A 19697-nucleotide genomic window follows, 5' to 3' on the forward strand; every position below is an offset into this window, starting at 1 on the left:
TCCTCCTCTCTTAGTGCTCGTGACCGCCATGATCTTCATGGTCGTCATCTTCATCTTTTTTCTTCATATCGTCATGGTCCATGCCTTCATGGCCATCCATATCCATATTGCCATGAACGGACTGAGCATCTTTATCTGCTCCATCCACCGTAGTATCCAGTCCATACTTCTGGCGGATCGCCATGGCATACTCGGAATTCTTACCATGATCGACGAATGCTAAGTGAGTAGATGAAAAAGTCATCTTATCAACCGTTTCTGGAAGCATCAGTTTTTCATAGGTGTCTTCCGTCAATTTCGGTTCGTCTTGAGCATCTTCTACCCAATCTTCGTATTTGTCCTGCTTCATCGCAACAAAGTCAAACGTTTGGTGAGTCATTCCTTCACCTGTGAAGTTTGAATTCCTTCCATCATACGTTCCAGGCTCATCAGCCTGCAGATATAAGTCATTGACCATTCCAGGCATCCCATAGATCTGACCGCCGATTTGCGGTACCCAGAAGGAAGCCATGGAGTCTGCCGCGGTCACTTTGAAAAGAATTGGATGATCTTCGGGAACATTCACATAGTTTACCGTTTCGATTCCTTCTTCAGGATAACTGAAGATCCATTTCCAATCGACAGCCGTCGCATGGATCACGATCGGGTCTTTATGAGATGTCGCTTCCGGTGCATTTTTCAATTCATAAAGTGCCTTTGTATTCGGGATGGATAATGCGATGACGATCAGGACAGGAATCAACGTCCAAATGATCTCAAGGAATGTACTTCCGTGCATATCCGGTTTATAGTCACTATTCTTCTTACTGCTTCGATACTTGAATAATATGATTGTAAAGAATCCAAGTACAACAACCATAATGGCAATCATATAGTAGATGGACAGCATAATCAGATCTTTTTGAACGGCTCCCACCGGTCCTTTGGGATCCAGGATGATTAATTCGCTATCCGTACTGAAAATAATGATGAAAAATAACGAAATAAGACTTATTAAAACAATTAAATACGGTTTAAATTTATTAAACAAAAGAAATCACCTTCCTTTATGTAGAATTTACTCTCGTAGACCTATACTATCAAATTCTCTAATCAGGTACCCTTCATAACTTCATTTTTAAACAGATTTTCGAAATTTCGACGCATTTTATTCACAGAACGGTAACAATGTTGGAAAGAATTGCTCAATGGACAAAAAAATAACTCTCAAAGTTATCTGAGAATAACGTTGAGAGCGGTTTATAGGTTGATTATTTAGAATATTAATAATCATCACTCATAAAATGTGAACAGACCTAAAATTTTTCTCTGATTACCATTATGCTAATAAAACATTCTTTATATATATCTGTATCCTCATGAACGTTTTATTCCTCACTTGTGGTAAATACTAATGATTGATTCAGTTAGGCTGATTATCCTCTTCTCCCCCTAACTCAAACGGGGAATATACTCCTTCATAATCGACGATCGTCACCATTCCCCTGGCAGCATGATTGTTATCATGGCAATGGAATAACCATTCTCCCACATTATCGGCTTTAAAATAAATCACGTATTCCTCGCCTGGTTTCACATGAATCAAGTCTTTGACAATCGGTTTTTCAAATTCTTTTCCGTTCTTGGATTCCACCTGGAAACGATGACCATGAAGGTGCATGGGATGATTCATCCTGCCTTTATTTCTAAGTGTGACTTTTACGATGTCCCCTTCTTGCACCTTGATAGGCGGTGTATCGGGAAAGGTCTTATCGTTAATTTGAAAGGACATGCCTTCTCCCATTGACATGCCCATGCTTAGATCCATGTCATAGGTCACATCGGGGTCAGGGGTTTTGTCGAAAATTAGTTCTTCACTCCCATATGAAATTCCTTTCGCAGTACCTGCTTCCCTTGCAAGTGACGCTTCTTGATCGGAATGAGTCTCATTCGAAACAACTGGCAGAATCATGTCTTCTGCGTGGTCTATATTCTGTTCCTGACCAATGAATACCGTATCTTGATCGGGCTTCGTGAATTCCACATCCACTCTTTCGCCAGGGGCAATTTCCAGAACATTGGTGTTTCTATCTTCAGAGACCACTCTTTCTGCATCATTCTCAATAACCTTCATCGATCCCTCCGGAAAGACCAACCGATGAACCTGGTATCCGGCATTCACGAATCTCAACCTTGCTTTTTCACCTGCTTCCATCACGAGGGGTTCAATGGCCTTTCCGGATTTTCCGTTCACGGTAAAGGTATCGTACATTTGTTTCGTATCTGCTTCACCGTCCCCGGACATGGCTCCCTTCATCATTCCTCCCATATTGGTGATGTCCTCTTTTTCTTGATTTACTGCCCACTCGTCGAGGATGAAGACTTCATCCTTCTTATACTCTTTTTCCTTTTCTTCCACGATGAACGATCCATATAAGCCCTTGTCCACCTGTACGGAGCTTTGTTGATGGGAATGATACCAATACGTACCGGCATCTTGTGCAATGAATTCGTAGGTAAAGCTTTCTCCCGGCTGAACAGCATCTTGAGTCAAACCTGGGATCCCGTCCATTTTATTTGGCAGCAGGACGCCGTGCCAGTGAATGGTGACCGGTACATCAAGCTCGTTCTTTAGCTTTACTTGTACAAAATCTCCTTCCGTCACCCGAAGGGATTTACCAGGAACCGTCCCATTATAAGTCCAAGCATTCACTTTTTTACCTTCACTGATCTGCCACTCCGTATCCTGAGCCGTTAATTCAAATTTTTTGACATGGCGGTCACCTTTTTCTTGTGCGCTTACGTCTAATATACTCGTCTCTCCGTCCGTCACTCCCTTGGGCAATGCCATTTCCCCATTTTTATACCAGGGTGATTGAAGAAACACGATCACCCCGATTGCCAATAATAACGTAATGAGTATGCTTCCAATCATTTTTCTTTTCATCGCTGCCTCTCCTAACCGTTTGTCGTACCAACCATTCTTGCAAGTAGGTTATTACTCTTGGATTTTCCGTTTAAGTCGTTCGTACTCTTCTTCCGTTATTTCCCCTTTTGCCAGTCGGTCCTTTAATAAACTCAATGAATGTCGATTTTCTTTGTCCGTCGGGTTGTTCTCTTTCGGCGTCTTCGCCCTCATCATCCAGATGAATACCCCCACAATCGCTACGATCAATAGGATAAAAAGAAAGCCGGTTCCAAAAAATCCGCCGCTCATTCCTCCACCATTCATCATATAATCATCTCCTTTATGTTTTTTATTTTCTTATACCCACTATGGTATTTTATAAAACAAAACCTCACTTCTCTGGCAGCATCTTGGGGACACCTGAACTATTCCCCGTAAATGTGCAGATTTAATGAAGAAAGCAACAAAAAAACAAATCAGAAATGTCGTTGATCATCTACACATTTCTGATTTGTTTATAGCAGCCCTCTGCGTCATGATGAGCTGTTTTAATGAAGTTATTTCAATCCTAATAATTGCTTGATTTCTTCTTTATTGTTCTCAAAACCAATCAAATTCTTTACGACTCTTTTTTTACCGAATATACCTTTTTTATAGAAAGCAAAGGAAGGAACGATTCTGGAGCCGGATATTTCCTTGAGTTCCTTTTCGAACCTTTCATCTTCTCCTACGTTCTTATGGACATATTTGATGTTCTGCCCATTCAGGTATTCTTTAGCAGCTTGACAATCTGAACAGGTTGGTCTGGTGTAAAGCTCTAATTCAAGGTCATGACTCATGGTATTCGAAAGCTCCTTTCGTCAAGAACTACGTTTCTGATGGTTTGAATCCTTTCAGGCGCAGGGCATTCAGCAACACGGATACAGAACTGAAGCTCATGGCTGCACCAGCGATCATTGGATTCAGTAAAGGTCCGCCGAACAAATACAGGATTCCCATGGCAATAGGTATGCCGAGGATGTTATAGCCAAAGGCCCAGAAAAGGTTCTGTTTAATGTTCCGTATGGTTGCTTTACTCAATTCGACGGCGGTCGGTACGTCCATGAGATCACTTCTCATAAGGACGATGTCTGCCGACTCCATGGCTACATCCGTACCAGAACCGATGGCGATCCCTATATCCGCTTGTGCAAGTGCCGGAGCATCGTTGATTCCATCCCCGACCATCGCCACTTTCCTGCCTTCTTCCTGAAGCTTCTTGACTTCATTTGCTTTGTCTTCAGGCAGTACTTCACTCAGTACCCGGTCGATCCCTACTTCTCTTGCGATCGCTTCCGCTGTCCGCTTATTGTCTCCCGTGATCATGGCCACTTCGAGCCCCATCCTGTGAAGCTTTTCAATGGCTTTGAAACTCGTTTCCTTCACCGTATCAGCAACGGCGATGATGCCCGCAATCTCTTCTTCGACGGCGATATACATGGGCGTTTTCCCCTCGGCTGCCAAGCGGTCCGAAACTTCCGCCAGTTCACCGACATCGACATCATTTTCGTCCATCAGCTTGCGGTTTCCGAGCAGGAGATCGTCTCCTTCAACCGTCACTTCAATTCCCTGTCCCGTAATGGCGTCAAAGAAGTCGGTCTTTCGCAAGGTGAGTCCTCTCTCCTCTGCCTCTCGGACAATCGCTTCTCCAAGAGGATGTTCTGATCCCTTTTCAGCTGAAGCGGCAAGGATGAGGAGATCTTCTTCTGAAATGGATTCCGAGGTTACGATATCTGTCACCACAGGCTTTCCTTCCGTGATGGTCCCGGTTTTGTCAAACACGATGGTGTCGATTTTATGTGTTGTTTCAAGGGCACCACCGCTTTTGATCAATACGCCATTTTCCGCGCCTTTCCCCGTACCGACCATAATGGCGGTAGGTGTCGCGAGTCCCAGTGCACAAGGACAGGCGATGACAAGAATCGAAATCGTGATCGTAAAGGCAAAGAGACCTGACTCCCCTGCTATATACCAGGCGAGACCGGATAGGATGGAAAGGACAATGACGATCGGAACAAAATAACCTGAAATGACATCGGCCATTTTGGCGATTGGTGCCTTTGACCCCTGGGCATCCTCGACCAGCTTGATGATCTGGGATAGTGCCGTATCTTTTCCTACTTTAGTAGCCTCGTATCGGATGGTTCCATTTTTGTTGATGCTTGCACCAATGACGTTTGAGCCACTGGTCTTCTCTACAGGGATGCTTTCCCCTGTCAACATCGCTTCATCGACGGATGTTTTTCCTTCTAGCACCACTCCATCCACCGGTATCTTCTCACCGGGTTTCACGATGATGATATCCCCGACTTCCACTTCTTCGACCGATATTTCGGTTTCTGCCCCTTCTCTTACGACAGTGGCGGTCTTAGGGGCAAGCCCCATCAGCTTCTTGATGGCTTCAGACGTTTTCCCTTTCGAAAGGGCCTCGAAATATTTCCCTAATGTAATGAGGGTGAGGATGACGGCTGCCGATTCAAAATAAAGGTTCTGCGCATACCGTTCACTGCCTGCTATAATCATGATGCTTGCAAACAAACTATAGAAAAACGCTGCCCCCGTTCCGAGCGCCACCAATGAATCCATATTCGGATGGCGTTTGGAAAGCGTCTTAAATCCTACGGTGAAAAATGGTTTCCCCATCGCAACGACAGGAATGGTAAGCACAAGTTGTATCAACGCAAATCCAGATGGGTTCACCATCGGATCGATTGCATCAGGCAGCGGCATGCCGAACATATGCCCCATGGAAACCAGGAGCAAGGGAACGGTGAAGACGGCTGAAACCCAGAAGCGTTTCCACATGGTCTTGATGTGCTCCTCTTTCTTATCCCTGTCTTCGTCCACTGATTGTTCCACATCAGTGTCCTCATGTGCTTCATATCCGGCGTCGGAAACCGCTCCCTTGATATCAGACACGGTAACGACGGCGGGATCGTACTCAATGACCATTTTCTCTGTAGCCATATTGACCGTCGAATCCTTGACGCCATCGAGCCTCCTTGTTGCCTTTTCGACCGATTGCACACAGGAAGCGCACGTCATGCCCGTCACGCTGAATGTCTTTTTCTCCATTTCTGTAACTGCTCTATAACCTGCATCATCCACGGCTTGCTTGATTTCTTCAAGTGAGAGCTCATTTTCATCATAGGTAATATTCAATTTCTCCGTTGCAAGATTTACGCTTGCTTGTTGAACACCAGCCAGTTTCTTCGTTGCTTTCTCAACAGCCTGTGAACAAGAGGCACATGTCATTCCTTCGATGTTCAATGTTTTTTCCGTCATTGTGCTAACCACCTTTTATTTTGCAGGTTCTGTTTGATATCCCGCATCAGACACCGCTTTACTTAAACTGTCTGGTGATTGCTTCGATTCGTCAAACTTCACCTTAGCCGCACCATTCTCGAGATCAACTTTGGCTTTTTCTACTCCGTCCAGATCATTCAGAACCGTCTCTACTTTTTTTACACAATTCCCACATGTCATTCCAGATACGTTTAATAATGTCTTTTCCATTGAATAAAACACTCCTTTAATTTTTAATGATGGCAGTTCATGCCGTGATCCTTTTTACAGGTACACTGTCCTGGTACGCAATTACATGCGATCTCATCGACAGCATCTTGTTTCTTGGTTTGTAAAACTTGTTCAATAAGGGCGATATCATCATGGCTCAGCTTTGCCTCTCCAATCAAGTCGGCAATCGTCTTCCCCACCGCCCGGCTGCATATGTGAGTAAATAATCCTGCCTTCAGTGTTTTGAGGCTTTCTTCCTCACTGACTCCCGGCCTGTAAATGAACCGGTTGCCGATCTTTTCGGTCGTCAGCATCCCTTTTTTGACCAGGCGCCCAATAAAGGTTTTCGTCGTTGCCGGTTTCCACTCTTTCTTTTCCTGAAGGACAGCACTTATTTCCTTACTGGTCACTTCTTTGAGCGTCCAGACAACTCTCATCACTTCCCACTCAGAATCCGTGATTTCCGGTTTTTCTTCTTTGGGCAAGTTTATCCCTCCTTTTTTGTTTACATTCGTAATCGATTTATATTTATAGTTTACAACTGTAATCGATTTTAGTCAACAGAATTGATTCGACTAAATGTAAAAATGGGCTGTTGCTCTTGATCCCTGTTTTTTATTCTGTACCACTGGTGGTATTCTATAAACCTTCAATCTCAAACAAAGAAGGAAAGTGATTGTGTAAAAAAGAGATGACCTATTTCGGACATCTCTCCCTTCTTTATTCAACTGGTGATAATTCGCTTTCAGTTACCCATTTATGATTCTTGACTACACTCCCACCTGTAGTAGGTGTGTAATCTATCATATAAACCGTCATCTTCTCAGCAGAGTCAATCGTAGCCGTTGCCCCTTCCATCCCCTTCATATGATCGGCATTCAAGACAACCTCTTCTCCAGGTTTATAAGGTTTCTCACCAAAGTCCTTCAGTTCTTCATGTATGACCCATTTATGATCCTTCACTTTCTCTCCACCAATGGTTGGTGTATAGGTAACGGTATAAACAACCGTGTCGTAAGCTCCTGTAATGGTTGCTTCTGCCCCCTTCATCCCTTTCATATGATCAACCTTCATGATGGCTTTGCTTCCTACTTCAAATTTAGGGCTTGTTGATTCTTTCAATCCCTCCGGCATCTCTTCCGAACCTGAGTGATTCATGTCACCATGTTCCATACCATCCATTTCTTCCGACTTCTCTGTATCTTTGTCACTTTTAGCTTTATTCTCAGATTGATCATTTGAACAAGCACTCAACATGAGAAACAGAGCCGTAACGATCATTAGGAACCATTTTCTTCTACGTTGTTTCATAGGTAGTACCTCCCCTAGTCATTTCAATTAAAATTTTACCCAGCAAATATGCAAATTATATGGAGAACAAACATTTTCAAGACAGCTTTTTTAGGGTATCGTATTGAGTACTCAATGAAGCGAATTTAAGTAGAAGGGAGAATGTGCATACTTTTTTCATATTTTTCCCCTAAACTAAACAAAGAATATATAAATGAGGTTGCCGATATGAATAAGATTTCAATCAAGTTAGCTGCTTACTTTACGATCGCCGTATTCATCATGGAAGGTTTATTAATGTTATACCTCCATGACAATATTATTGATGTCCGGATCCAGGAGGAATTTCAATCCATCCTTTCCCGGGGGAACAGCCATCGGGATGTATTAGAGGATCGTTATTCAACTACTACCTTGCACCATATTGCGCTCATGGAATCAAAAACCGAAACCGAAGTGGTGATTACTGATAAAAATCATCACGTTATTATCAGTTCGAAGAAATTAACAAAAGGAATGAGAGAACTCATTGATGAGAGCCCCCGATCTTTGCCCCGGGAAGGAAGGGTGATTGAATCAAATTGGAAAGACATGAATTATTTAGCTACGGTTACGGCTTTTGAGAAAGATGGCAACGAAGGTTATGTTTTTATGTTTAAAAGCGCCTCTCCATTACGGAACTTAATCAGTAAACTAAATGGACACTTTCTTCTTGCAGGAATCATGAGTCTCATCATATTAGCCGGTATCCATTTCCTTCTATCCAAAAGGTTGACACGGCCACTCATTAGAATGAAGCAAGCCACTGAAGAATTGAGCAAAGGGAATTTCGAGGTCAAGCTACCCCACCTGGGGAAAGATGAACTAGGGGAACTGGCAACATCCATCAAAACCCTGGCCAATGATTTAGAGACCATTCAACATGACCGATCTGAATTTCTGGCCACTATTTCCCACGAGCTGAGAACCCCGTTGACGTATGTTCTAGGGTATACGAATGTTTCTCTTCGCGACGAAATTCCGGAGTCTGAACGAAAAGAGTATTTAACGATCATACAGGAAGAATCAAAGACCATTGTCACATTAATCGATAACCTATTTGAACTAGCCAAGATTGATGAGAATAACTTTTCTATCCACCAGGAAGAAATACACTCTTTGCCATACTTCCATAAAATCATTAAAAAGATCACTCCTGCTTTCAAAAGCCGGGAAATGGATTTAATCCTTTCTGTTAAGGACCCTTTTTCATTCCATGCAGATCCGATCCGTCTGGAACAAATCATCATGAATCTATTGGATAACTCCTTGAAATATTCAAAGCCGGGTTCAACCACTACGGTCATCGTCCGACCACATGGAACTGGCGGGTTGGGCCTTACAATCAACGATCAAGGCATCGGGATTCCGGCCGATGAGCTTCCCAAGGTATTTAACAGGTTGCACCGGGTAGAGAAATCACGCTCAAGGGAGTTTGGAGGTTCCGGTCTCGGTTTATCCATCGTAAAGGAGCTCGTGGAAGCCCACGGCGGAAACATCTCGATCGAAAGTGAACCGGAAAAGGGTACATCAATCAATATCATCATGTAATGCCTGGAGGGTTGAACGATGAACACCATTTTATTAATAGATGACGAAACAAAGATGTTGAATCTATTGGAACTTTATCTCGCTCCACACGATTATTCGTGTATAAAGAAGAATAATGGCTATGATGCGATTCAATATATGAAAAACCATCCCGTAGACTTAATTATTTTAGACATCATGATGCCGGAACTGAATGGCTTTCATACATGTGAAAAAATCAGGAAGTTTTCCACTGTTCCCATCATCATGTTGACTGCCAGGGGGGAAAAGGATGACATCGTGAAGGGGTTAAATGTAGGGGCTGATGACTATATTACCAAGCCTTTTGACGAAGATGAACTCGTTGCACGGGTAAACGCCCTATTAAGAAGAAAAACCTGTTATGAGCAACTAGAAGATTCGGAACAACTAACCAGGGGCGGCTTCACATTGGATGGACATACCTACACGTTAAAGTATGAAAATCAAATTCTTTCCTTAACCTTAAAGGAATACAATATCCTGCATTCCCTGATGAAAAATACTGACCGCGTATATACCAGGGAACAACTCCTTCTGATGGTGTGGGATATCAATTCCAAAACCGACATCAGAACCGTCGATTCACATATCAGGAATCTAAGGGATAAATTAAAAAAAGCAGGATTCCCAATCGAGAATCACTTGAAAACGATTTGGGGCATTGGGTACCAGTGGAAAATATAATGAAGAAAGCAGGAGAAATAATGAAACCTATCAAAACATTCTTTCTAGTATCAACATTAGGCATCATGATATCTGGCTGCTCGGCATCAGATGAGGAATATTCCTTTGTCAAATCGGAAGATGCGACCATTGACCACATTCACGGAATCGGATATCCGAATAACAACGGAGAGTTGGTCATTGCCACTCATGATGGATTAATGAAATACAAAGATTCCACCTGGTACGAAACCAATAGCCATAAACATGATTATATGGGCTTCCAGCCGTATAAAGATGGATTTTATTCCAGCGGGCACCCGGAAGAGGGGTCAAAACTAAAAAATCCCCTGGGGTTGGTGAAAAGTACGGATGAGGGCAAATCATTGGACAAGTTGGCTTTCTACGGTGAAACCGACTTCCATTTTCTCGGGGCCGGTTACCAGTCCAAGGCCATTTATGCGATTAACCAAGAGCCGAATTCCGAGATGGAGACAGGGCTTTACCGAACCCTGAACGAAGGGGAAAAATGGGAAAAGGCTGAGATGAAAGGGTTTGACTCTACTTCAATCGGAAATATCGCAGTTCATCCTTCAAAGAAAGAGATGCTGGCCATCTCCAGTAAAGATGGGGTGTATGTATCAAAAGACGGCGGAGACTCCTTTACAAAAGTGGAGAATACTCAAACGGCAACCAGTATCTACTTAACTGAAAGGGCCGGACTTTTCTCCAGGATAGAAGAGGGAAAGGTACAATTATACGAATGGGACTTTGACTCAAACAACGTTCAACCCTACCCTACTCCGAAACTATCTCAAGATAATCCGATTATGTATATCTCCTCCAACCCGAAAAGTTCTGGTGAGTGGACGGTCGTGACCTATAATAATGATATTTATCAAACGACTAACAACGGTAAGAAATGGGATAAGGTAGTAGATGAAGGAAAGATTGCAAAGTAAGGTATTAAAAAGGAGTGAAGATCCATTGAATGGTCTCCACTCCTTTTTGCTTACGCGATTTTTTTACATTCTTCTGCACAATTGAAGCAGGCATCGGCACATTTCTGGCAGTGATCATGATCATGTTTCTTACATTCTTCCCCGCATGTTTCACAAATTTTCGCACACACCTGTGCGAGTTCCGCTGCAAATGGTGTTCCCCTTACCAAGGATTGTTCTAAGTATGAACATATATCCGCACATTCACGGTCCAAACGGATACATTCTTTCATCATGTTAATGTCTTCTTCTTGTAAACAGGAATCGAAACAGTGGTTACAGGCTTCCATACACTCGTGTAGTGCTTTAATGGCAGATTGGTACTTTTCATGTGACATTTTATCTTCCTCCTTAAGATTGTTTGTTACTACAACATTACTTTATCCAGTTAGAATGGCATTAAACGGAAAAATTACTTTTTTCTTCGTTTGATCCGCTTTATTTTGATTTGCATAGAATCTGCACAAACACAGGGTAAACATAAAAAATTTAATATAAGGACATATGGAAAAGGGATGCCCCATAACGATGGGACATCCCTTTGTGTTACGCTATTAAAAAATGAATAAGATGGTTCCTACTATTAAATAAAGTAAGCATAAATACGTCACAATCGTCTTGAACTTTGAATCTCCCTCCATCATCATCATGTGCGAGTGGGCATCGGATTCTTTAAATAATTTATTTAAGTAGATGGCCACACCTGCCACCACCACAAAGACGATATTCAACCAAAACGTATAATCAATCTTAAATGGATCTTCATTCATGACCTTCTTGGCATCTTCAGGGAGAAGTCCCATGGCTGTGAAGCCGTAGTGCATGCCAAGCGCTGTTAAAATAATGGATACGTAAAAGACCCCTGCAATATATAAGGCCGTCTTAAGACCGTAGTATTTTTTATGAACCGCAACGATCGGAGGAACGACCAAATCTGAATAAATGAATGCCATGATTCCTGCGAAAGCCACCCCACTGGATGCGAGTATGGTGGAAATCGGAATATTCCCCATCGAGCCGATAAAGGTCAACATCGCTACCACCGGCCCTATGAGGGCATTCTCCAATACCTTTAAGAATGAGTCCGGCTGATCTGCGAGAAAGAAGCTTTTCCACGTGTCTTCCGATACAAAAGTCGCCATCATCCCGGCAATCGTAAATCCGATCGTGATTTCTTTCCATACCATCTTCCAGTTCATGACGAACTCATGACCGACCTGAAGCCAGCCTTCTTTAGACCTTATCTTCTCTTTCCAATCGAACTCCTCATTTTCATCTTCCTCATCCTCTACATGCTCTCTTGCTTCTTCCACTAATTTTTTCGGGAAAGTGAGTTTCACTAACACCCACGTAACCAAGATAAGTGCTATACCGCCGACCATCTCTGCCACTACGAACTGCCAACCAAGGAAGATGTAGATAAGGATACCTAATTCGATCACCAGGTTGGTAGACGCAAACAAGAAGGCAAGAGTCGGAATGAAATGTGCACCTTTTTTAAATAAGTTCCTCCCCGCAGCCAGTGCCGCAAACGAACAGGATGAACTGACCGCCCCAAACAGCGAGGACAGCCCAACCGACTTCAAACTGGCATTCCCCATATACTTCACCATTTTATCCTTTTGGACAAATGCCTGAATCATGGAGCTGATCAAATACCCCAGTACAAAGGCCCACCCTGATTTCCAGAAGTACCCCAGGGAGGTCTTGGCTGATTCGCCGATTAGATCTAACAAAGAATCATCTCCTTTACTTTAATAGGTGTTTATACAATACCCATTAAATTTGCAAATAAAATGCAAACAGGAAAATTTCTGTTGCGTTTACTGATGTTGAATTTTTCAAATGAGAAATCACTAATCTGCAAACAATCTGCAAATCCTTCGGGTATGTATCAAATGAAAATAAATATTCTTAGGAGGATTCGATGAAAACATACGAAAAAATTGAACGTTTCGCCAGTAAATCAAGTACTTTCAACCAGCGCTCAGGAACAAATCTCAAGACGTTGGATACGAAGAATGTCTCTAGACTGCAAACAGATCATATATTGGAAGCTTCCATCTACACTTCCCAAATGATCTGGCCGGCCACCCACGATGAAACGAGACCCGGCACAGTCATTCTCTATCCTAAACATTCATGGACCACTGGATTGGCATCGGTCAATTTTGTCCATCACCCCAACAACGGACCTGTTTTCTATTTTGAACCGGACGGGGTACCAGAAGAGGTGTTAATCGAAATTGAAAGACTGCAACCTAAAGGGAATTCTGAAGGGATTCAAATTATGCTTATGGGAGACGTTTCGGAACGGGTTTATAGCCAAGTATCTTCCTATAAGGTCCAATCATTAGAAGCAGACACTGATGCTCAATTTGCTTATAAAGTAGATGAAGAATATGCAAGGTTGACAGATGAATATCCCGAAAGTATTCTTATCGTGTCATCAGAGGATGATGCAAAGTTATTTTCTCTTGTGGCTGGTTATTGGATTGCTCATATGCCAGAGCCCATTTTATATGTGAATAGGAATGACATCCCTAAAGAAACCATTAAAGCCATTAAGAAAAGAGAGAATCCAAATATGTATATTGTTGGCCCTGAAACTATCATTTCTAAACAGGTGGAAGAAAAGCTGAGCGCAATGGGGAACGTATCTAGAATTCCGGGGAGTAACCCTGTAGAATTCTCCGTTCAATTCACGATGTTTAAAGATAATGAAAGCGGTTTTGGCTGGGGAATTGACAAGCCTGGAAGGGGACTTTCGTTCATTTCGACCTCACAGCCGGAAATGGCTATTATCACTTCTCCGTTTTCACACCTGGGAAAGCATTGTCCACTCCTTTGGCTATATCAAGGTAAGCTGGATGATTCTATCTATCATTTCCTTGCAAAAATTAAACCTACCTTTAAAGAAACTCCACAGGAAGGTCCTTATAATCACTCCTATTTGATAGGAAGTACTGAAACCATTTCTTATGAGACCCAGGGGATCATTGATAACATGCTTGAAATTGTTCCAGAAGACGGCGAAGGACATCATTAATACCGAAACAGTTAAAAGATGGAGCGAAGGATCGCTCCATCTTTTTTAGTAGTTATTCACACACCCAGACATATTTTCCTTCGTGGTTTGAGGGTGGCAATGAGATTCTGGATCTTCTTCCGGCTCTACTTTCACCACAATCCACTTGTCACGATAAAATTGTATGGTTAGTACAACGGCTCGAAATGCAATATCCAGGCCTATTGCTATCCAGACACCAAGCAGCCCCCACTCCAACTGTATCCCTAATACATAAACAAATAGCGTCCGGATAGCCCACATACCGACTCCTGTTAAATACATCGGAAATTTTGTATTATTCGCACCTTGAAATGCACCTGTTAAAATAAGGACAATTGCCAAAAATGGCTGAAAGACACCAGAAACCTTCAATGCTGTTCCGATGTTCCCTATCACTACTTTGTCTTCTGTAAATAAACTGCCTGCCAATCCGCCTAAGCTAAATAATATGATCCCAAAGACCGTCATACTTCCTATCGCCAAATACATACACAATTTTGCATATGTTTTCGCATCATCAAACTTTCCGGCTCCCACCTGCTGACCAACCAGTATCGTTGCTGCTGTGGCAAATCCAAACCCGATCATGTAAGAAAAGACTTCAATATTACCTGCAATCTGGTGGGCTGCGAATACATTTGTCCCAAGAGCCACAACAAATCCAAAGTAAACAATTTGACCTGCCCTCATGATCAATCGCTCACCTGCTGCGGGAGTTCCTAGGATGAACAGTTCTTTTAGATGAACAGAGTCTATTTTCCAATATTCTTTTTTGAATGTTAGTGAAGTATTTTTTTGAATATAACCTATTAGGATAAAGGTTCCCAGAACACGGGCAATGACAGTAGCAGTTGCCGCTCCGACTATCCCCATTTCAGGTAAAAACCAAAATCCAAAGATAAACACATAATCAAGTACCGCATTCACTATGTTAATGACGATACTCGTTTTCATCGGTGACTTTGTGTCGCCAGCCCCCCTGAGAATGGCACTTAATACGAACATTAGCGCCATAAATACAGATGGAATCGCAACAATCCTAAAATATGTCACTCCCGCATCCAGTACATTGCTTTCAATCCCCATCAATTTAAGCAATGGCTCTGCAAAGAAGATGGTAATGATTCCTGTGATTAGACCAATTATGATCGTAACAATAATCGATTGCTGAGCAATGTGCCGGGCTTTCTCTATTTTATTGGCACCTATAAAGTTAGCAATATATACATTAGCAGCTACTCCAAGTGCCATGAATAGAGCAAAATAGATGGCAAGAATCGCATTTGTTACTCCTACAGCCGAAACTTGTATTAATCCCAACTTAGACACAAAGTACGTATCTACAAAACCTAAAATAGTTTGAAAAAAGTTCTCTACAACTGCGGGCAGTGCGAGTAAAAGAATCAGCGTTATCTTTTTTCTAACAGTATCTGCTTCCTCTACATTTTTACCTTCAATATGTGTGGTCAGTATCCTTCCCTCCTAGCACATCTTTTTATATGACACCTATATCTTTCCCGAAAAATATGAAAAAATTATGCAAACAAAAGGACGCCCGTAAAGATGAGCGCCATCTTGAAAATTCAATATTTTAGTTTAGTTGGTCCCCTCATAGACATTCCCATGCAAGATCCAAGTGGAAAACAACATCGAATTCAGGAGCTTATTCGAAAATTCGTTTCTCAATGCCATTTAGAATTCCCTTAGCAATTCCTGTTTTAGGAGTTGTGAGCGTTAAAATTTTTTAATTCTCACGGTCTAAAGAATGTTTCAATTTAGTTCTTCTAAAATAGATTAAGGAAATAGCTAGCCCTATTAGCAATAAGGATATTATTTGAGCCACTCTCAAATTCTCAGTCAACATTAAACTATCTGTCCTGAGTCCTTCAATAAAAAACCTGCCTGCTGAATACCAAATAAGATATGCAAGAAACAGTTCCCCTTGCTTTAAACTCTTCCATTTTTCTCTAATGACTATAAGAAACACGAACCCTAAAACGTTCCAAATTGATTCATATAAAAAGGTCGGGTGATAATAGGAGCCCTCAATAAACATTTGATCAATAATGAAATCCGGTAAATACAGGGATTCCAGAAACCCTCTGCTTACTTCTGTCCCATGTGCCTCCTGATTGATAAAATTCCCCCAACGGCCTATCGCTTGAGCCAGGATCAAGCTTGGCGCAGCGATATCTGCTACCCTCCAAAAAGATAAACCTTTCTTATAGCAAAAGAAAATGGTGGTCAGTATAGCGCCTATTAAGGCACCATGAATCGCTATTCCACCTTTCCAAACCGCTATTATATCCTCAGGATTCTCCCTATAATATCCCCATTCAAAGCTAACGTAATATATCCTTGCAAAAAGAATCGATACGGGAATTGCCCAAATCAACAAATCAGGGAAAACATTTTGATCTATTCCTACTTTCCTTGACTCCTTCATAACAAGGATAAAGCCCACCAGTATCCCAACGCCAATAATAATTCCATACCAATAAACAGTGATCGGACCTAATTCTAATGCTACACGGTCGATGGTCTTAATTGTCTCCAATTCAAAAACTCCTTTCTTAAATCTTATATTAAAAGATAAAAAAGGATAAACTATGAAGTTTGCCATCTAACATGTTAAATCTATGACAGATTGATACGTTTAACGGATGGCAGCCTGTTGTTGGAATAGCTTGTCTTTTCTGTTCATAATATATATGGAAGCAAAGGAGGCGGTAAAAATCCACACATATGAACTTTTTGTATCAATCATTCTTCTTCTTATAGTGGTAGTCTGCATGATTATGGTGAAAGTATTTAGAGCAAGATTAGAACCGATGTCATTTATGATGATTTCTATGTATACAGGAATGAGTGTTGGACTGACATCAGGTATCCTTTTAGGATCAAAGTACCAGGGTGATCTATTCCTTTCCACTGCGTTATCCATAGGTATTGGGGCGTTTTGTGGGTTTTTAATTGGCATTTTTCATAGCTCTCTTTCAGCTATAGAGGGAATAATGGCAGGCCTTATGGGAGGTATGATGGGTGCCATGTTGGGAGATATGATACCTATCACGGAAACTATAAAAATGATAAAGATTTTCATGTTGCTTTCCATCAGCTCTCTCTTCTTGTTTTTCATTCTGCCTGGAAGACCATCATCGCAACCATTTGTTACGAAAAAGTGGTTAGTCAAACCCCTTTTTATATCCATCGTTTACCTGACAATGTTTGTTTCGGTTGAACGATTGATTTCGGCACCCGTTAGCTATGATATCACTAAACCGCCAAATGATTCTAACTCTCATACTCATGGAGAGGATCCAAATCATCTTAATGACATACCTACTAAAAATATCGTCACCATAAATATGCATTACCAGCCATCTATCCTAACAGTTGACAAAGATATCCTCACTAAAATTGTATTATACAACGAAGATCAGATTGAACACGATATTGAAATAAAAAATATTGCAGCTGACCGATTTGATAATCATTCGGGACAAAAACCCCGCACTTCCAGCACCAAGAGTACCCTACATCTTCATGCAGATGCGAATCGTTCAAATCAATTAGAATTCGTCCCTACCGAAAGTGGTGTGTACGAATTTTACTGCACCATTCCAGGTCATAAAGAAAGCGGGATGTCCGGCACACTAATTGTGAACTAACATACACAGATTTTCATAGCCCTGATGATCAATCTTATCCCAGCTTTTTGACGGGCTCCGCAAAGGGTTAAAGGGACATGTTATATTCAATTAACAGTAAGAATGAAATGAAAATTCAAAACAGGTAAGCCCTGTGGCAGTACAACAGGGCTTCTCTGAAATTATTTTAATAGGCTGTTGCTTACTCCTCTGAAATAAAAACCGTCCCCTCCCATTTCTTACTATTTTGTGGCTTCATGTTTTGATTTAGGCAAAATTCCTCCTACGCATTATTCATTAAATTGCAACTTTAAATCCTAACAATTTGCATGTTTTATCATTAGGATTATGTGTAAAGGAGGCTACACCATGAAGATGAAAATAACAATCATTACAGGCTTTTTATTACTGTTATTGTCTGCTTGCTCAGCCAATCAGATGGGTGACATGGAGGGGATGGATCATAGCAGCACCAATAAGGAAAAAACCGGACAAAATGATGAAACCTCACAAGGAACACAGAACTTATCAAGTACAAAAGCTCCTGCGATTCTCAAGGGGGAGAATAATGAGTTCACCATCACAGCAAAAGAAGCCAAACACCAATTAACAGGAGATGTCTCTCTTACTGCCTGGACGTTTAACGGATCCGTTCCAGGTGACCAGATTCGGATCAAACAAGGAGAAGAAGTGAAAATAAAGCTGATCAACACACTCCCTGACCCTGTTACTATTCATTGGCATGGCATAACAGTAAAAAACAATATGGATGGCATTCCTGGTATTACTCAAAATGCAGTGCAACCGGGGGAATCCTTCGTGTATTCCTTTACTCCAAAGGATGCTGGAACATATATGTACCATACACACCAAGATGGAGTGAAGCAAATGGATAAGGGATTGGCAGGCTCCCTCATTGTTGAACCTGTACAACCTGAAAAGCTGGATAAAGATTTCACATTGGTCTTAGATGAGTGGATGAGCGATGGGGATTCCTCCAGTATGATGGAGGGAATGAATATGTCCATGGAGAGTAATGAAGAAGAAAATCCGATGAGCCACAGCATGGACGGATATGACATCTATACTATTAATGGAAAGAGCGGAAAAGCTATTGAACCGTTTAAAGTGAAGGAAGGAGATAAAGTAAGAATACGATTAGTAAATGTCGGATTTATGTCTCACAGCTTCCACCTTCACGGACATGAGGTGAAAGTGGTGGCCATTGATGGGCAATCAGTGAACCAGCCAAAAGGATTTAAAGATGAATTAGTATCAATCGCCCCGGGGGAACGATATGACCTGGAATTTACAGCAGACAATCCAGGAGAATGGTATTTAGAGTCACATGGTAATAAAGAAGGAACAAAAGGGATGAGGACCAAGATTCAATATGAACAACCTGCAGAGAATTCTGATCAACCCAATTCCACTGCAAACCTCCCTATTTTCGACTATACCACTTACGGAAAGTCAAAAGAAGCTAGTTTCACGCTAGACCAAACATACGATTTGGACTACACCATGAATTTGAATACTGAGATGAAAGAGCATAAGATGGTTTATACCATTAACGATAAAGTTTTTCCTGAAACTGAAAATATTCAAGTAGAAGAAGGGGACCTTGTCAAGGTACGCTTAAAGAATGATTCTATGGCTGATGATCACCCTATGCATCTTCATGGTCATTTCTTTCAAATTCTGAGTAAAAACGGTAAACCTCTAACGGGTTCCCCGGTGATCAAAGATACGGTAAATGTAAAGCCTGGGGATGAGTATGTGATTGCCTTTAAAGCAGACAATCCGGGAGATTGGCTCTTCCATTGCCACGATCTTCATCACGCTTCTGCAGGGATGATGAACATGGTGGAATATAAAGGATTCACTCCTGATTTTGAAGTGGACCCACAAGCACAAAATAGTCCTCACTAATTAGAAAGATGGAGCCCTAAGCTGCGGCTCCATCTTTC

The 19697-nt window shown here is 41.7% G+C and carries 18 protein-coding genes; 6 read left to right on the forward strand and 12 right to left on the reverse strand.

The window, feature by feature from the left end; all coding sequences use genetic code 11:
- Positions 1-10 precede the first annotated feature (10 nt).
- From qoxA to BVI01S_RS07335, 8 genes are all read right to left on the reverse strand, one after another.
- A complete protein-coding gene (gene qoxA, locus BVI01S_RS07300) occupies positions 11-1030 on the reverse strand; it encodes a cytochrome aa3 quinol oxidase subunit II (protein ID WP_061809774.1) in 1020 nt (339 codons plus the stop codon).
- A gap of 372 nt (positions 1031-1402) precedes the next feature.
- A complete protein-coding gene (locus BVI01S_RS07305) occupies positions 1403-2926 on the reverse strand; it encodes a multicopper oxidase family protein (RefSeq protein ID WP_051758477.1) in 1524 nt (507 codons plus the stop codon).
- 51 nt (positions 2927-2977) lie between these two features.
- Positions 2978-3214, reverse strand: a complete 237-nt coding sequence (locus BVI01S_RS23115) for an SHOCT domain-containing protein (RefSeq protein WP_034764179.1) — start codon at positions 3212-3214, stop codon at positions 2978-2980.
- A 230-nt stretch (positions 3215-3444) separates the two neighbouring features.
- Entirely contained in the window at positions 3445-3726 is a 282-nt protein-coding gene (locus tag BVI01S_RS07315; RefSeq protein WP_034764181.1) for a glutaredoxin family protein, read from the reverse strand.
- A 28-nt stretch (positions 3727-3754) separates the two neighbouring features.
- The gene (locus tag BVI01S_RS07320) at positions 3755-6211 is read right to left on the reverse strand and encodes a heavy metal translocating P-type ATPase (RefSeq protein ID WP_034764184.1); all 2457 of its coding nucleotides are present in this window, start codon (positions 6209-6211) and stop codon (positions 3755-3757) included.
- 15 nt (positions 6212-6226) lie between these two features.
- On the reverse strand, positions 6227-6442 hold the full coding sequence (locus BVI01S_RS07325) for a heavy-metal-associated domain-containing protein (protein ID WP_061809775.1): 216 nt from the start codon (positions 6440-6442) through the stop codon (positions 6227-6229).
- Between the two features lie 23 nt (positions 6443-6465).
- Positions 6466-6927 (reverse strand): CopY/TcrY family copper transport repressor, encoded by a 462-nt coding sequence (locus BVI01S_RS07330; protein ID WP_156477310.1) that lies wholly within the window; start codon positions 6925-6927, stop codon positions 6466-6468.
- Positions 6928-7162: 235 nt separating this feature from the next.
- A complete protein-coding gene (locus tag BVI01S_RS07335; RefSeq protein WP_061809776.1) occupies positions 7163-7753 on the reverse strand; it encodes a YdhK family protein in 591 nt (196 codons plus the stop codon).
- Positions 7754-7960: 207 nt separating this feature from the next.
- On the opposite strand from BVI01S_RS07335, the gene BVI01S_RS07340 reads away from it, so the two are divergent.
- Genes BVI01S_RS07340 through BVI01S_RS07350 form a run of 3 tightly spaced genes read left to right on the forward strand, consistent with a single transcriptional unit; the run spans position 7961 to position 10968 of the window.
- Entirely contained in the window at positions 7961-9322 is a 1362-nt protein-coding gene (locus BVI01S_RS07340; RefSeq protein WP_061809777.1) for a sensor histidine kinase, read from the forward strand.
- Between the two features lie 18 nt (positions 9323-9340).
- A complete protein-coding gene (locus tag BVI01S_RS07345) occupies positions 9341-10027 on the forward strand; it encodes a response regulator transcription factor (RefSeq protein WP_061809778.1) in 687 nt (228 codons plus the stop codon).
- Positions 10028-10047: 20 nt separating this feature from the next.
- Positions 10048-10968: a F510_1955 family glycosylhydrolase gene (locus BVI01S_RS07350; protein ID WP_167562103.1), complete on the forward strand. Its 921-nt coding sequence runs from the start codon at positions 10048-10050 to the stop codon at positions 10966-10968.
- Between the two features lie 50 nt (positions 10969-11018).
- On the opposite strand, the gene BVI01S_RS07355 is transcribed toward BVI01S_RS07350, so the two are convergent.
- Together BVI01S_RS07355 and BVI01S_RS07360 are read right to left on the reverse strand one after the other, a co-directional pair.
- Positions 11019-11345: a four-helix bundle copper-binding protein gene (locus BVI01S_RS07355; RefSeq protein WP_061809780.1), complete on the reverse strand. Its 327-nt coding sequence runs from the start codon at positions 11343-11345 to the stop codon at positions 11019-11021.
- Between the two features lie 216 nt (positions 11346-11561).
- On the reverse strand, positions 11562-12743 hold the full coding sequence (locus BVI01S_RS07360; protein WP_061809781.1) for a permease: 1182 nt from the start codon (positions 12741-12743) through the stop codon (positions 11562-11564).
- A gap of 191 nt (positions 12744-12934) precedes the next feature.
- On the opposite strand from BVI01S_RS07360, the gene BVI01S_RS07365 reads away from it, so the two are divergent.
- Positions 12935-14056 carry a cell wall-binding repeat-containing protein gene (locus BVI01S_RS07365; RefSeq protein ID WP_061809782.1) on the forward strand — a complete coding sequence of 374 codons (1122 nt, stop codon included), beginning with the start codon at positions 12935-12937 and terminating at the stop codon, positions 14054-14056.
- Positions 14057-14101: 45 nt separating this feature from the next.
- On the opposite strand, the gene BVI01S_RS07370 is transcribed toward BVI01S_RS07365, so the two are convergent.
- Together BVI01S_RS07370 and lgt are read right to left on the reverse strand one after the other, a co-directional pair.
- Positions 14102-15550, reverse strand: coding sequence for an MATE family efflux transporter (locus BVI01S_RS07370; protein ID WP_439951102.1), 1449 nt, complete (start codon positions 15548-15550; stop codon positions 14102-14104).
- Between the two features lie 271 nt (positions 15551-15821).
- Positions 15822-16634, reverse strand: coding sequence for a prolipoprotein diacylglyceryl transferase (gene lgt / locus BVI01S_RS07375; protein ID WP_061809784.1), 813 nt, complete (start codon positions 16632-16634; stop codon positions 15822-15824).
- A 235-nt stretch (positions 16635-16869) separates the two neighbouring features.
- Here lgt and BVI01S_RS07380 point away from each other — a divergent pair, with 235 nt between their 5' ends.
- Complete coding sequence (locus tag BVI01S_RS07380; protein WP_167562104.1) at positions 16870-17748, forward strand: plastocyanin/azurin family copper-binding protein; 879 nt, start codon at positions 16870-16872, stop codon at positions 17746-17748.
- Between the two features lie 348 nt (positions 17749-18096).
- Positions 18097-19659: a multicopper oxidase family protein gene (locus BVI01S_RS07385; protein ID WP_061809786.1), complete on the forward strand. Its 1563-nt coding sequence runs from the start codon at positions 18097-18099 to the stop codon at positions 19657-19659.
- Positions 19660-19697: the final 38 nt, after the last annotated feature.

The organism is Rossellomorea vietnamensis NBRC 101237 (assembly GCF_001591825.1).
Classification (GTDB): domain Bacteria; phylum Bacillota; class Bacilli; order Bacillales; family Bacillaceae_B; genus Rossellomorea; species Rossellomorea vietnamensis.

What these genes read in the sequence shown, in the direction of transcription:
- BVI01S_RS07305 (WP_051758477.1), bottom strand. Translation starts at nt 2,926, where the DNA reads ATGAAAAGAAAAATGATTGGAAGCATACTCATTACGTTATTATTGGCA.
- BVI01S_RS23115 (WP_034764179.1), bottom strand. Translation starts at nt 3,214, where the DNA reads ATGATGAATGGTGGAGGAATGAGCGGCGGATTTTTTGGAACCGGCTTT.
- BVI01S_RS07315 (WP_034764181.1), bottom strand. Translation starts at nt 3,726, where the DNA reads ATGAGTCATGACCTTGAATTAGAGCTTTACACCAGACCAACCTGTTCA.
- BVI01S_RS07320 (WP_034764184.1), bottom strand. Translation starts at nt 6,211, where the DNA reads ATGACGGAAAAAACATTGAACATCGAAGGAATGACATGTGCCTCTTGT.
- BVI01S_RS07325 (WP_061809775.1), bottom strand. Translation starts at nt 6,442, where the DNA reads ATGGAAAAGACATTATTAAACGTATCTGGAATGACATGTGGGAATTGT.
- BVI01S_RS07335 (WP_061809776.1), bottom strand. Translation starts at nt 7,753, where the DNA reads ATGAAACAACGTAGAAGAAAATGGTTCCTAATGATCGTTACGGCTCTG.
- BVI01S_RS07340 (WP_061809777.1), top strand. Translation starts at nt 7,961, where the DNA reads ATGAATAAGATTTCAATCAAGTTAGCTGCTTACTTTACGATCGCCGTA.
- BVI01S_RS07345 (WP_061809778.1), top strand. Translation starts at nt 9,341, where the DNA reads ATGAACACCATTTTATTAATAGATGACGAAACAAAGATGTTGAATCTA.
- BVI01S_RS07350 (WP_167562103.1), top strand. Translation starts at nt 10,048, where the DNA reads ATGAAACCTATCAAAACATTCTTTCTAGTATCAACATTAGGCATCATG.
- BVI01S_RS07355 (WP_061809780.1), bottom strand. Translation starts at nt 11,345, where the DNA reads ATGTCACATGAAAAGTACCAATCTGCCATTAAAGCACTACACGAGTGT.
- BVI01S_RS07365 (WP_061809782.1), top strand. Translation starts at nt 12,935, where the DNA reads ATGAAAACATACGAAAAAATTGAACGTTTCGCCAGTAAATCAAGTACT.
- BVI01S_RS07380 (WP_167562104.1), top strand. Translation starts at nt 16,870, where the DNA reads ATGATTATGGTGAAAGTATTTAGAGCAAGATTAGAACCGATGTCATTT.
- BVI01S_RS07385 (WP_061809786.1), top strand. Translation starts at nt 18,097, where the DNA reads ATGAAGATGAAAATAACAATCATTACAGGCTTTTTATTACTGTTATTG.